Below are 14,251 nucleotides of genomic sequence, written 5' to 3'. Positions count from 1 at the left end.
TCGGAGAACACCCCGGGCACCGAACCGAACTCCACCACCAGCCGGCCGCCGACCACCCGCGCCACCACGTCCAACGCATACGCCGGCCCGTCCAGTGGGCTGTGCTCCCCGCGGGGGTGCGGCAGCATGGCGCGGTAGAGGGCGCTGTCGGCCGTCATTCCGTCGAAGTGGCCGAGGTAGTTGAAGCTCACCTGGGGGCGTACGGGGTCGCCGAGGGTGTCGGCGACGAAGTCGGGGTCGGCGAGGTGGCGCAGGGCGCCGTAACCGATGCCCCGCCCGGGCACCGCCCGCAGCCCCTCCTTCGCCTCCCGGACCAGCACGTCCCAGGCCGCTTCGGAGGCGCTCACCTCGAACGGGAACACCGTGGTGAACCAGCCCACCGTCCGCGACAGATCGACACCCTCGACCACGTCCTCACGACCATGGCCCTCCACATCCACCACAACCCGGTCCCGCCCCGTCCACTCCCCCAGCACCCGGCCCAGAACCGCCAGCAGCACCTCATTCACCCGCGCCCGGAACAACGACGGAACCCGCTGCACCAACACCCGCGTCGCATCCACCGACAACTCACCCGACACCACCCGCGGACCCACCGCACCGGCATCCGGCTCACCCTCCACCGGAAGGTCCACCGAAACACCCCGGCCCACCCCGGACCAGTACTCCACCTCCCCGTCAAAAACACCCGCCTCCACCGCACCACGCAACCCCGCCGCCCACTCACCGAACGACGACGAACCAACCCCCAGATCCACCGGCACACCCGACACCACCTGCCCGTACGCCACCTCCAAATCCTCCAGCAACACCCGCCACGACACCCCGTCCACCACCAAGTGATGGGCGACCACGACGAGTTCGGCCGATCCCGCGCCGAGGTCGAGGAGGGCGAAGCGGATCAGGGGGCCGGCGGCCAGGTCGAAGCCGGTCTGGAGGTCGTCGGTGAGGCGGGTGACGGCCTCGGCGCGCTCCTGGCCCTCGACGGCGGTCAGGTCGTACCGCTCCAGGCGTACGGAATCGTCGGCGGCCAGGGCGCGCTGGCGCCAGCCGGCCCCGGTGCGCTCGAAGCGCGTGCGCAGGGCGGCGTGCTGCTCCACGAGGGCGGACACGGCGGTGGCCAGGGCGTCGGGTTCGGTGCCGGGCGCGAGTTCGAGGTGCACGGCCATGTTGAAGTGGTGCGGGGCCTTGCGGTGCGTGCGGAAGAACCAACGCTGGATGGGGGTGAGCACCACGGGGCCCTCCACGGGACGCTTGTCGGGTCGTTCGGCTTCCTCGGCCTCGGCGAGGCCGGCCACGAGTGCGGCGATGGTCTGGCGCTGGAAGATGTCCTGCGAGGTGACGGTGAGTCCGGCGGCGCGGGCGCGGGAGACGACCTGGATGCTCAGGATCGAGTCGCCGCCCAGATCGAAGAAGTTGTCCTCGACCCCGACCGACTCCACCCCCAGCACCTCGGCCCAGATCCCCGCGAGCACCGACTCCGCCGGCGTACGCGCGGCGACCCGCTCACCCTCCACCGACCCCGTGACCTCCGGGGCCGGCAACGCCCGGCGGTCGACCTTCCCGTTCGGCGTCAACGGCAACGCGTCCAGCACCACGAACACCGACGGCACCATGTACTCCGGCACCACACCCGAAACGAACCGGCGCAGCACCCCCACATCCACCGTCTCCGCACCCGGCCGGGGCACCACATACGCCACCAGCCGCCTGCCCGAACCCGGGCCGGTCAGGGCCGTGACCACGGCCTGGGCCACGTCCGGGTGGCCGGCCACGGCGGACTCGGCCTCGCCGAGCTCCACGCGGAAGCCGCGGATCTTGACCTGTCCGTCGCCCCGCCCCAGGAATTCGAGCCTGCCGTCGGCCAGCCAGCGCACCCGGTCGCCCGTGCGGTACATGCGGTCGCCGGGCGCGCCGAACGGGTCGGCCACGAACCGCTCGGCCGTCAGGGCGTTCCGGTTGACGTATCCGTGGGCCAGGCCCTCGCCCGCGACGTACAGCTCGCCGCCGACTCCGACGGGGACGGGGCGCAGGCGGTCGTCGAGGACGTAGAGCCGGGTGTCGCCGATCGCGGCGCCGAGGGGCACGGTCTCCCGGGTGACGTCCTCGGCGCGCAGGGCCCCGGCCGCGGCGAAGGTGGTGGTCTCGGTGGGGCCGTATCCGTTGATGAGAGTGGTGCCGGGGAGCTGTTCGAGGACGGCGCGGCAGTGCCTCGGGGAGAGGGCGTCGCCACCGGCCAGCAGATGGCGCACCCCGGCCAGGGCCTGGAGGTCGGCGTCCACCATCTCGTGGAAGAGCCCGGCGGTCAGCCAGAGCGTGGTGACCCCGTGCGCCTCCAGGAACGTCCGCAGCTCGGGCGGGTCCAGGACACCGGCCGGTGCCAGGGCCAGCGTCGCCCCGTTGAGCAGGGCGCCCCAGATCTCGAAGGTGGCGGCGTCGAAGGACACCGATGCCGCCTGGGCGACGACGTCCTGGGGAGTGAGCTCGATGTACGGGGTGTGGCGCACCACCCGGTCGATGGCCCGGTGCGGGGTGAGGGTGCCTTTGGGGGTGCCGGTGGAGCCGGAGGTGTAGATGACGTACGCCCCGTGGTCGGGGGTGAGACCGGCGTCGACCGGTCCGGCCGGGGCGGCGTCGATCGCCCGGCGGTCCGCGTCGACGAGGACCAGGGGCCGTCCCTCGGAGCCGAGCCGGCGACGGCCGTCCGCGTCGGTGACCAGGAGCACGGTCTCCGAGTCGGCGAGCATGAACTCCTGGCGGGCGAGCGGGTACGCCGGGTCCACCGGCACATAGGCTGCCCCGGCCTTGAGGATCGCGAGCAGGGCGACGATCAGGGAGGTGCCCCGGGGCAGGGAGAGGCCGACCCGGTCGCCGGTGCGCACCCCGCGCTCGCGCAGGTGGTGGGCCAGGCGGTTGGTGCGCAGGTCCAGGTCGGCGTAGGTGAGCCGGGTGTCGCCCTGCCGGACGGCGACGGCGTCCGGGGTCCGCGCGGTCTGGCGGGCGAAGAGGTCCGTGAGGGTGGCCGGGGCGACACCGCGCTCGTCGCTGTTCCAGTCGTGGAGCACGCGGTGGCGCTGCGGGCCGGTCAGGAGGCAGGCCTCGGCCATGGGGCGCCCCGGGGCTTCGGTGAGCTCGGCGAGCAGGGCGCACAGGTGACCGGTGAAGCGTTCGACGGTGTCGCGGTCGAAGAGGTCGGTGTTGTATTCGGCGGAGGCGGTGAGGGAGCCGTCGGCGCCCGGCCAGAATTCCAGGGTGAGGTCGAAGAGGGCGGCCTCGCGGGGGAGGACGGCCTCCTCGACGCGGACGCCGGGCAGCCGGGGCAGGCCGCCGGGCACGTTCTGGAGCACCAGCATGACCTGCACCAGCGGTGGGACGCTCGGGTCGCGTCCGGGCAGTACGGCGTCCACGACCCGGTCGAAGGGGACCAGGCCGTGCGCGACGGCGTCGGTGACGGTCCGCCGGGCGCGGGCGGTGAACTCGGCGAAGGTCAGGGATTCGTCCACGTCGGTGCGCAGGCTGAGGGTGTCCACGAAGAAGCCGACGAGATCGGCGAGTTCGGCCCTCGGGCGGCCGGAGTCGACGGTGCCGAGCACGAGGTCGCGCTGTCCGGTGAGGCGGGCGAGGAAGAGCTGCACCCCGGCGGTGAGCGCGGTGAAGAGGGTGCCGCCGGCGGCCCGGCCGAGGTCGGTCAGGCGGTGGGCCGTGGCCTCGGGCACCGTGAACAGGACTCGGTCGCCGGCCGAGGTGCGTGCCCGGGGGCGCGGCCGGTCCGTGGGCAGTTCCAGGGGGACGGCTCCGTCGAGGGTCCGCTTCCAGAAGTCCAGTTGCCTCCCGGCCTCCGGGGTGTCCTGGAGGGTGCGCTGCCAGGCGGCGAAATCCGCGTACTGGACGGGGAGTTCCGGGAGCCCGGCGGCGGGGGCGAGGGTGTCGGGCCGGGCGTCGGGGGCGGCCAGCGCGGCGGCGTAGAGCGGTCCCAGTTCGCGGGTGAGGACGTCCATCGACCACGCGTCGGCGGCGATGTGGTGCGCGGTGAGGACGAGCAGGTGTTCCTCGGGGGCGGTGCGTATGAGGCGGGCGCGCAGCAGGGGCGCGGTGGCGAGGTCGAAGGGGGCGCCGGTCTCGGCCCGCAGCAGCCGGTCGAGGGCCTGGTCGCGGGCGGCGTCGGTCCCGGTGGACAGGTCGTCCACCGCGACGGGGACGTGGACGGTGCCGGGGTCGCCGGTCGCCTGGGCGGGGGTGCCGTCCTCCTCGGTGAACGAGGTGCGCAGGGGTTCGTGCCGGGCGGCCAGGGCGGTCAGCGCGGCGCCGAGCGCCCGGGGGTCGATGCTGCCGTGGAGGCGCAGCCCGGTGGAGCAGTTGTAGGCGGCGGAGTCCGGCTCGTGGCGGTGGAGGAACCACAGGCGCTGCTGGGCGGCGGACAGCGGCAGCCGCAGCCCCCGGGGGACGGGTTCGACCGCGGGTCGGCGCGGCCCCTGGTCCTGGGCGAGGGTACGCAGGTGGGCGGCGAGCCGGGCGACGGTGGGGTGGTCGAAGTGGGCGGCGGCGTCGAGGGTGACGCCGAGGCTCCGTTCGATCCGGAAGGCGGCGCGGAGGGCGGTGATGGAGTCGCCGCCGAGGGCGAAGAAGTCGTCGTGCGCGCCGATCCGGTCCGCCGGGAGCAGGCCGGCCCAGATGGCGGCGAGCGCGCGTTCCGTCTCGTCGCGCGGTGCGGTGTGCTCGGCGGTGCCGGGCCCGGCGGGCGCCTGGGGTGCGGGCAGGGCCGCGCGGTCGACCTTGCCGTTGGGGGTGAGGGGGAAGCGGTCCAGCGGGACGAGGGCGGCGGGCACCATGTGGCCGGGCAGGGAGGCGGCCAGGTGGTCCCGCAGGGACGCCTCGTCGGGGGTGCGGGTGGCGTCGACGGGCACGTAGTAGGCGACGAGCCGGGCGGCGCCTTGGTCCTCGCGGACTACGGCGACGGCCTGGAGGACGGCCTCGTGCCCGGTGAGGGCGGTCTCGATCTCGCCGGGCTCGACCCGGAGCCCCCGGATCTTGACCTGGTCGTCGGAGCGCCCGACGAATTCGAAGGTGCCGTCGGGCAGCCGTCGGGCGAGGTCGCCGGTGCGGTACATCCGCGAGCCGGCCGCGCCGTACGGGTCGGCGACGAAGCGCTCGGCGGTGAGCGCGGCCCGGTTGACGTAGCCGCGGCCCACTCCTTCGCCCGCGATGCACAGTTCGCCGGTCGCGCCGTCGGGGGCGGGGCGCAGCCGCTCGTCCAGGACGAGGACGCGGACGCCGTCCACGGGGCGTCCGATGCCGGGCGACTGGACGAGGTCGGTGGCCAGCGGCCCGTTCATGGTCGCGGTCACGGTCGCCTCGGTGGGGCCGTACGCGTTGAACATGCGCCGGCCGGCCGCCCAGCGGGCCACGACCTCGGGCGGGCAGGGCTCGCCCCCGGTCGCCAGGGCGCGCAGGCCGGGCAGTGGTGCGGGCGGCACGGTGGCCAGCACGGAGGGCGGGATCATGGCGTGGGTGATCGCCGCGTCGGCCAGCAGCTCGGCCAGGGCGTCGCCGACGGTCTCGGTGGCCCGGGAGGGCAGGACCAGGGTGGCGCCCGCGTACCAGGTCTGCACGATGTCCGCGATGGAGACGTCGAAGTTGGGCGAGGCGAACTGCAGGACGCGGCTGTCGCCGTCGATGGCCAGGGCGGAGGCGTGGGCGGCGCCGAGGTGCGGGATGCCGCGGTGGGTGACGGCGACGGCCTTGGGGCGGCCCGTCGAGCCCGAGGTGAACAGGACGTAGGCGGTGTTGTCGGGCAGGACCGTCACCGCGGGCGGGGTGTCGGGGTGGGTGAGGCCGTAGCCGGCGGGGCCGTCGAGCAGCAGGACGGCGGGGGCGTTCGCCGGGCGGTTCCCGGTGCCGTGGCCGCTGACGACGAGCCGGACCCCGGCGTCGGCGACCATGAACTCCAGCCGGTCCGGCGGGTAGCCCGGGTCCAGGGGGAGGTAGGCGGCGCCCGCCTTGAGGATGGCCAGCAGCACGACCACGAGGTCCGGGCCGCGCTCCAGGCACACGCCGACCCGGGTCTCCGGGCCGGCGCCCAGCTCGGTCAGCCGGTGGGCCAGCCGGTTGGCGCGGCGGTCGGCCTCGCCGTAGGTCAGCACGGTCGTGCCGCACTCCACGGCCGTGTGGTGGGGGCGCCGTGCCGCCTGCGCCTCGAACAGGCCGTGCAGGGTGGCGGCGCCGGACGGCTGCCACGCCCGCGGGTGAATGCTGCTGTCAGTCTTCATTCCGAGACCCCAGAAAGCGCAGATGACTGCCGGATGGAAAAAGAGGACCGGTGCCGGAAGGAGGGCCGGCCGGCCCGGTCACGCTGTGCCGGATCGCCGGTGCTCATGCCGGGCGTGGTTCCCGCAGCAGGGTGCGTCCGCTGTATTGGAGGGCTTGGATACGGCCCGTGGCGCGGTCCTTGACGAAACGTCCGAGGGTGGCGGGGAAATCGGTGCCCGCCGAGCTGAACACGCCGCCGGCGCGGGGGACGAGGTGCTCGCAGAGCCCGCCCGGCAGCCGGAGCGTCATCCCGTCGCCCGCGATGACGGCGTCGACGGTGAGGTCGCCGTTGCGGTACGTCCCGGCGCATTCCGCGAACCGCCCGGCGGACACCGCCGGCGGGAACTCCGGTGCGTGCACGCCCACACCGAGCCCGCCGTCCCGGAGCCGCCGCACCAGCGCCTCCCACAGCCGGGCGCCCGTGGCGGAGTTGGTGGTCAGGGCGACCACCGTGCCGTCCTCGGGGCGGATGCGCAGGTGGCAGGTGGTGCCGTCGAGGGCTCCGTCGTGGCCGAGCCAGAGGTTGCCGGGGCGGCCGAAGAGGCCGAGACCGGCGCCCCAGGAGTGGGCCAGGCCGTACGGGCCGGGGCCGGGCACGGGCCTGCCCATCTCGCGCAGCACGTCCGGGTCGACCAGGTCGGTGCCGGCCCGGTCCTCCGGCCGGTCCAGGTGCATCCGGGCGAAGCGCACCAGGTCCGTCGCGCTGCCGGCGAGGCCGCCCGCGGGCATGGACCCGGCGTCGGTGCGTGCGGGGACGGCGTGCACGACCTCGTTGCCGCCGGCGCCGGTGCGGGTGCGGTGTCCACAGGGCGCGGGGGCGGGGCCGGGGCCGAGGGGGGTGCCACCGAGCAGCCGGATGCCGGTGCCCAGCGGTTCGAGCAGGTAGGTCCGCAGGGCCTCCCACCACGACAGCGCGGTCACCGTCTCGATGAGGCGCCCGGCGATGCCGTAGCCGACGTTGGAGTACGAGAACGCCCCGCGCACCGGCCATCCGGTGGGGTGCGCGTCGGCGCGGTCGAGGAATCCCTCGTACCAGTCCCGCAGGGTGCGTGCCCGCTCGTCGTCGTGGTCCGAGGGCAGACCCGCGGTGTGGCTGAGGAGCATGCGCGGGGTGGCGGCGAGCACGGCCTGGGCGCCGGGGCGGCGGTCGGGCAGCCGGCCGCCGACGGGGCGGTCCAGCTCCAGGTCGCCGTCGGAGACGAGCTGGAGCAGCAGCGCCGCCGTGAACGCCTTGGTCACCGATCCGTAGGCGAAGAGCGAATCGTCACCGACGGGCCTTCCGGTTCCGAATTCCTCGGTACCGAATGCCCGGGTCGTCAGAACGCCCCCGTGGAGGACGGCCAATTGACCGCCGGTTACTCCGGTGTTTTCCGCGAGTTCTATCAGTGTGTCCCGGTCGGGGCACGTTTCGAGCCGTTTTCTCGTCGGTGCGCCAGACACGGACGAACCCCGCCTCCCCGATCGGATGAGTATTTCCAAGGAAGGCGGTGTCCGGATGCCGTCATGCGGCTCACCGCCCCGGGAAATCTTCGAGGAGCCGAGCCCATTCGAACAGAATATTTAGCGGTGTCGCAAACACGCAGTCCGTGAGCGCCGCGCGGCCGTACGGGTCGTCAGGTCCGGGGCGGGAGCACGAGGGCGGCGATCATGAGGGCCAGCACCCCGCCCCCGGCGTTCCACAGTCCGCGCTGCACATCGGTCACCTCGAAGGCGACGGGGGCCACCGCGCGGATCTGCTGCACGGTCCACAGGACGCCCGTCGCCAGGCCGGCCAGGCAGGCCGCGGCCAGCACGGCCCGGGAGCGCAGGAGCAGGCCCAGCACGGCGACGGCGGCCGCGCCGGCCAGTAACACCAGCATGGAGCTGCCGGTCCCGCTCGCCGTTTCGGGCCCCAGGCCGGTGAACAGGTCCGTCAGCTCCACCTCGCGCGGTTCGCGCCCCTCGTACCAGGGCTGGAAGGCGCTGAGTACCAGCGCCGCGGCTCCGGCCAGGGCGAGCAGGACTGAGGCGATACGGGCCATGGTGCGGCTCCTCGATCTCTTGTACGGGTCTGACGCTTCGCCTTCGATCCTGTCCCGTCCGTCCGGTGGCTGCCCAGGATATGACGGTGGGTCAGGAACGCTGCAGGGCCGCCGGGCGACGGCGGCGCAGCGCCGGACGGGCCGGCAGGAGGATGCCCGCGGCCACGGTCACGACGACGACCAGGACGATGGCCGCCACCTGGACCGGTGGCAGATAGGGCAGCGATCCGGTGACGGAGAGGCTGAACGCGGTGAGGGGGATCAGGGCGGCCAGCGCGCCCACCACCAGTCCGGCGACGATCACGATCGCCGCCTCGACCCGCAGCATGCGCCGGAGCTGGCCGCGCCCCGCGCCGACCAGCCGGAGCAGGACCAGCTCCTGCCGGCGTCCGATGACGATCAGCACCAGGGTGCTCAGGACGGCGATGACGGTGAACCCGCCGACGACGGCGACGGCCACGGCGGTGAGCACCTGGCTCACGCCCCGGTCCTCGGACCGGAGGTGCTCCAGGCTCGGGTGCGCGGTCACCCGTGCGCCGAGCACGGCACCGGAGAGCGCCTTGTCCACCGCCTCCCGCACCTTCTCCCGGTCGGCGTCCGGGGCGACCCGGGCGAGGACGCGGGTGTCCAGCGGGGCGGTCACGTGCCGTGCCAGCGCCTCGCGGGCGAACAGGAAGTCGCCGAGCGCGAGGCCCCGTTCGTAGACCGCGACCACCCGCAGGGAGGCCGTGACCCCGTCGCCGTAGCGCAGCCGCACCGTGGAGCCGACTCCGGCGTCCAGCGCGTCGGCCCGGGCCGCGCCGAGCGCGACGGTGCCCTCGCGCAGGTCCTCCAGGGAGCCGGAGGTGACGTCGGGGTCGAGCGTGGCGGGCAGGGCGCCGGGCGTGACGCCCACCACCGGGAGCCGTTCCAGGACGGGGTCGCCCGCCTCCTTCCTGGCGAGGACGACCGTGCTGTGGAGGGCGCCCGTGGCTGCCGCGACGCCCGGCACGGCGGCCACCCGGCGGGCGGCCCCGGCGGGCAGTCCGGTGTCCTCGGTGGTCACGACGAGGTCGGCGCGCATCGCCTGCCGGGCCTGGGCGCTGCCCTCGTGGTCCATCGTGGCACCCGCCGCGAGCTGGACGCCCACGAAGGCGACGACCAGGACGACCGGCGTGATGGCCGCCCCGAGACGGCGCGAGTTCGCGGTGGTGGACGCGGCGGCGAGGTAGCCCCCGGCACCGCCGAGCTTCCGGGCGGGCGGCGCGAGCAGGCGCATGGCGCCCCGGGCGATCCAGGGGCCGAGGAGCGCGCAGGCGATCACCAGGGCCAGGGCCGCGCTGCCCGCCGCCATGGCCGCCAGCTCGCCCGACTGCAAGGCCGCGGTGCCCGCGGAGCTGAGGCCGGCGAAGAGCACGACGAGGCCGGTCACGGTGCGGCCCCGGCCGGGCCGGCCCGGTTCGCTCTGGGCCTCGCCGAGCGCCTGGGCGGGACGGATCTTGGCGATGCGGCCGCAGGCCAGGGCGGCCGCGACCCGGGCCACGACCAGGGTCAGGACGGCCGTCAGGACCGGGGTCGCGAACATCCAGGGCAGGACCGGGAGGTCGAGCCCGACGGGGACGGCGCCGCGGTCACGCAGCATCCGCAGCAGCATCAGGAAGACCGGGACGGCGCCGACCGCACCGGCCACGGCCGCCGTGGTGGCGACGCCGGTCACCTCGCGGCCGACCGTCACCCGCAGCTGCCAGGGGGTCGCGCCGACCGCGCGCAGCAGCGCCAGTTCGCGGGCCCGCTGGTGGACCGCCTGGGTGACCGTGCCGGCCACCACGAGCACGGCGATCATGATGACGGTCGCGCACAGCATGGCCAGCAGGTTGAGCAGGCTGGACCGGCTCGGCGCGGCGTCCAGGAACTCCGCCTGGCCGCGCCCGTTGCCGGTCAGCACCCGCAGCAGCGAGCTGTCCTGCGGGTCCCGGCTGCCGGCGACGGCGTCCCGGGCCGGATCCTCACCGGCCAGGGCCTTGCGCAGGCCGGGGTAGAGCTCGTGCACGCTGACGCCGTCGTCGGCGAGCACGCCGATGGCGTCGACGGTGCCGGGGTGGCCGGAGAGCCGGGCGGCCTCGCCCTCGGTGAAGAAGACCGCGCCCTGGTGGCCGAGTCCGGCGTCGTCCGCCTCGCCCTTCGGGGCGACGATGCCGGAGACCACGTAATCGGCGGGCGCGCCGAGCATCTGGAGCCGGAGCCGGTCGCCGGGGCGTACGCCCGCGCGTGCGGCCAGATCGCCGTCGACGGCCACCTGGCGGGCCCCGGCGGGCGCCTTGCCGGCGCGCAGGGTGAACGGGGCGAGCGCCGCCGTCGGCCAGCCGTGGCCGTAGACGGGCGCGGTACCGGAGTCGCTGTCCGGTCCGGGCACGCCCCGGCCGTCGGGGCGGGCGAGCGCGACGGGGAAGCTGCTGTCCGGGACGGCCGCGCGCACTCCGGGCACCTCGGCGAGCCGGTCCACGACGGAGGCCGGGACGCGGACGCGTTCGGTGAGCGACTGGGTGACCGTGGTCATCGGGTCGCCCCAGGGCTTGGCCCGGTAGCGGGTGGTCTGGTCGGCGGCGACGACGGCGGTGGTCGCCGCGTACCGCTCGACGTGGGCGTGGCCCACGAACGCCGACAGGGTGGCCAGGGCGAAGCTGCCGAGGAGGAGCGCGGTGAGCACGAGGGCGGCGAAGACGGCGGCCCACGCCTTGCGGTGCAGCCGCATGGAGCGGCGGGCGAGGAAGCGGGCGGTGCGCTGGACGCGCCCGACCGGCTCCCCGTGCCGCTTCCGGGACCCGGTGCGGCCGGCGGGCGGCAGGGTGTCGGCGGCCACGGTCATCGCTCCCCGAGCCCGGCGAGCCGCCGGGCCACGGTCTCCGGCTCGGGGCGGTCCTCGCGGGCGACGATGTGCCCCGCCTCGATGAAGATCGCCTCGTCGGTCCAGGCGGCGGCCTGCGGGTCGTGGGTGACCATGACCACGGTGTGGCCCGCCCCGTCCACGGCCTCGCGCAGCAGCCGCAGCACCTCTCGGGCGGTGACGGGGTCGAGCGCACCGGTCGGTTCGTCGGCGAAGATCACGGCGGGATCGGTGACCAGGGCGCGGGCGATGGCCACGCGCTGCTGCTGGCCGCCCGAGAGGCGGATCGGGGAGTCGTCCGCGCGGTCGCCGAGACCGACGGCCGCCAGCACCCTGAGAGCGCGCTCGCGCACGGCGGGGTCCTGGGGGTTCATGCCGCGCAGCAGCAGCGGCAGGGCGGTGTTCTCGCCGACGGTGAGCGACGGTACGAGGTTGAGGGACTGGAAGACGAAGCCGATCCGGTCCCTGCGGAGCCGGGTGAGCGCGGCCTCGGAGAGCCGGGAGAGGTCGGTGCCGCCGACCCGTACGGTGCCGGAGGTGGGCTGGTCGAGCCCGGCGGCGCACTGCAGGAAGGTGGTCTTGCCGGAGCCGGAGCGGCCCATGACGGCCAGGAAGCGGCCCGGGGGCACCTCCATGCTCACGTTGTCCAGCGCGTGGAAGTCCCGTCCGCCGCGCCGGTAGCGCCGGGTGACGGATTCGAGGGTGAGCGCGCCGGCGCCCGCCGTGTCGTGGTCCGCCGCGCGCGCCGGGCCGGCGGGCCCGGGGGTCCTTCTCCCCATGCGAAGTGCCATTGATTCGCCTTCCGGGTCGCGGCCGCCGACCGAGTCGTTCCGTGCCTCGCCTCGTCCTTCCCCGGGAAGCCGGAGGAGGGATCTTGCATCTGTGGCGACTGTAGGTCCGCGACCAGGGGCGACACGATGGAGCACCCACCCATGTACGGGTTCAGCCAGCACCACCCGGCTCTGGGCAGATGAGCCCACCGACCGGGACCCCCGCGGCCAACTACGGTGATTTCATGGCGTATCTCTCCTCCCAGCTCCAGCGGTCCTGGCAGGCGTCCTGCCACCTTTTCTTCGGGCTGCCGGTGGCCATGACCGCGTTCCTGGGCTGCTTCGCGGTCCCCACCGGGGTGTTCTTCACGCTGTTCCTCATCGGCGCGCCGGCCTGGCCGGAGATCGTGCGCATCCTGCGCCGGTTCGCCGGATACGAACGGGTGCGCGCGGGCGGCTGGCTGGGCAAGCCGATTCCGGAGCTGTATCTGCCGCTGGACGGCTCGCCCAGCGACCGGGTGCGCCTGGCGCTCACCGACCCCGGCACGTGGCGGGACGCGCTCTGGCTGCCGTACGCGACCCTCAGCATCCTCGGCTTCAGCGCGGTCGTGCTGGTGCTGTGGCCGGTGGCGCTGCTCGTCGACGGAACGGCGGCTGCGTTCCGCCGTACGGGTGAACTCCGGGACACCTCGGCCTTCGAGGAGGCTCCCGGGCCGCCGCGCGCCCTGCTGCTGCCGGTGTTCGAGAATCTGGCGGACGCCCAGGCCCGGTGGACCGCCGCGCTGCTGAAGCCGTCGCCATCGGCGAAACTCGGCCAGCGTGTGGCGGAGCTCTCCGAGTCCCGCGCCGGGGCCATGGAGTCGCACAGCGCCGAGCTCCGCCGTATCGAGCGGGACCTGCACGACGGGGTGCAGGCCCAGCTCGTGGCGCTGTCCATGCGGGTGGGGCTGGCGCGCCAGCAGGTCAAGAGCGACCCGGACACGGCGACGCGGTGGCTGGAGGAGGCCCAGGAGGAGATCGACGCCACGCTGGCGGCGCTGCGGGGCATCGTCCGTACGGTGCATCCCCCGGTGCTCACCGACCGCGGCCTGGCCGGGGCGGTGCGCACGCTCGCGGTCTCCGCGGACATCCCGGTGGAGATGAATCTGGCGGCCGTGGAGACCGGTCACCGGCTGCCGGCGGCCGTGGAGGCCGCTGTCTATTTCGTGATCGCGGAGTGTCTGACGAACATCCGTAAGCACAGTGGGGCGACCCATGCCTCAGTACGCTTCACCAGGGCCGACGGGACACTTCAGGTCGTCGTCACCGACAACGGGCGCGGCGGCGCCGAGGAGCACGGAGGAAGCGGGCTGCTCGGCATACGCCGCCGGGTCGCGGCGCTCGACGGCACGACCGAGATCACCAGCCCTCCCGGGGGGCCGACGAGGATGAAGGTGGAGCTGCCATGCGGATCTTGATCGCGGAGGACAACGCGCTGCTCCGGGAGGGGATGACGCTGCTGCTGACGCACAACGACCACGAGGTGGTGGCGACGTGTGTGTCGGGGCCGGAGATCATGCCGACGCTGCGCCGCACCCGGCCGGACGCGGCCGTCCTGGACGTGCGGCTGCCGCCGAGCTTCCGCGACGAGGGCCTGCGGGCGGCGGTCGCGGCCCGGCAGGAATTTCCGGACCTGCCCATTCTCGTACTCTCGCAGTACGTCGAACAGGCCTACGCGGCAGAGCTGCTGGCCCTCGGTGCGCGCGGGATCGGCTATCTCCTCAAGGACCGCGTCGGGCGGGTCGAGCAGTTCCTGGAGGCCCTGGAGCGCATCACCGAGGGCGGCACGGCGCTGGACCCCGAGGTGGTCAACGAGATCATCCAGCAGCGGGCGTCGACGCGGTCGCTGGACGGGCTGACGGCGCGTGAGCAGGAGGTGCTGGAGCTGATGGCCCAGGGGCTGGCCAACGCGGCCATCGCCGAGAAGCTGTTCGTCACGGAGCGGGCGGTCAGCAAACACATCCGGGGGATCTTCGACAAGCTGAACCTCCCGGCGGAGGGCACCAGCGTCCACCGCCGCGTCCTGGCGGTCCTCGCCTACCTGGGCAACGACATCACCGGCGAGGCGTCGCGCTAGACGGGTCGAAAGGGCGCCCGGGACGAGTGTCCCGGGCGCCCTTGGGGGGAAGTACGGACTCCGCGACGCGGGGGACGTCTCGCGGGGTGCCGGACTTCCCGGCTCTGCGGTGGTGGTGTCAGCCGAAGTCACCGAGGTCGGTGCACGTCTTGCGCAGCGATTTCAGCCGGTCGTT

The 14,251-nt window shown here is 74.3% G+C and carries 7 protein-coding genes; 2 read left to right on the top strand and 5 right to left on the bottom strand.

Annotated elements, in window-relative coordinates; all coding sequences use genetic code 11:
• The 5 genes from FKN01_RS31450 to FKN01_RS31430 form a co-directional block, all read right to left on the bottom strand.
• Nucleotides 1-6,266, bottom strand: a 6,266-nt coding sequence (locus FKN01_RS31450; RefSeq protein ID WP_143626061.1) for a non-ribosomal peptide synthetase, incomplete at its 3' end; no start/stop codon positions are given.
• A 103-nt stretch (nt 6,267-6,369) separates the two neighbouring features.
• Nucleotides 6,370-7,746: a serine hydrolase gene (locus FKN01_RS31445; RefSeq protein WP_260697090.1), complete on the bottom strand. Its 1,377-nt coding sequence runs from the start codon at nt 7,744-7,746 to the stop codon at nt 6,370-6,372.
• Between the two features lie 173 nt (nt 7,747-7,919).
• Complete coding sequence (locus tag FKN01_RS31440) at nt 7,920-8,327, bottom strand: hypothetical protein (protein WP_143626059.1); 408 nt, start codon at nt 8,325-8,327, stop codon at nt 7,920-7,922.
• A gap of 91 nt (nt 8,328-8,418) precedes the next feature.
• Entirely contained in the window at nt 8,419-11,172 is a 2,754-nt protein-coding gene (locus FKN01_RS31435) for an ABC transporter permease (RefSeq protein WP_143626058.1), read from the bottom strand.
• Nucleotides 11,169-11,981 (bottom strand): ABC transporter ATP-binding protein, encoded by an 813-nt coding sequence (locus tag FKN01_RS31430; RefSeq protein ID WP_143626057.1) that lies wholly within the window; start codon nt 11,979-11,981, stop codon nt 11,169-11,171. The genes FKN01_RS31435 and FKN01_RS31430 overlap by 4 nt, the downstream gene beginning before the upstream one ends.
• A 224-nt stretch (nt 11,982-12,205) precedes the next feature.
• Here FKN01_RS31430 and FKN01_RS31425 point away from each other — a divergent pair, with 224 nt between their 5' ends.
• Nucleotides 12,206-13,417, top strand: coding sequence for a sensor histidine kinase (locus FKN01_RS31425; RefSeq protein ID WP_143626056.1), 1,212 nt, complete (start codon nt 12,206-12,208; stop codon nt 13,415-13,417).
• A complete protein-coding gene (locus tag FKN01_RS31420) occupies nt 13,405-14,076 on the top strand; it encodes a response regulator transcription factor (protein ID WP_143626055.1) in 672 nt (223 codons plus the stop codon). Before FKN01_RS31425 ends, FKN01_RS31420 begins: the two co-directional genes overlap by 13 nt.
• The last annotated feature ends 175 nt before the right edge of the window (nt 14,077-14,251 follow it).

Source organism: Streptomyces sp. 130 (assembly GCF_007096885.1).
Lineage (GTDB): Bacteria > Actinomycetota > Actinomycetes > Streptomycetales > Streptomycetaceae > Streptomyces.
Note: the sequence above shows the minus strand (reverse complement) of the source record. Positions and strands in the feature narration are given on the sequence as shown.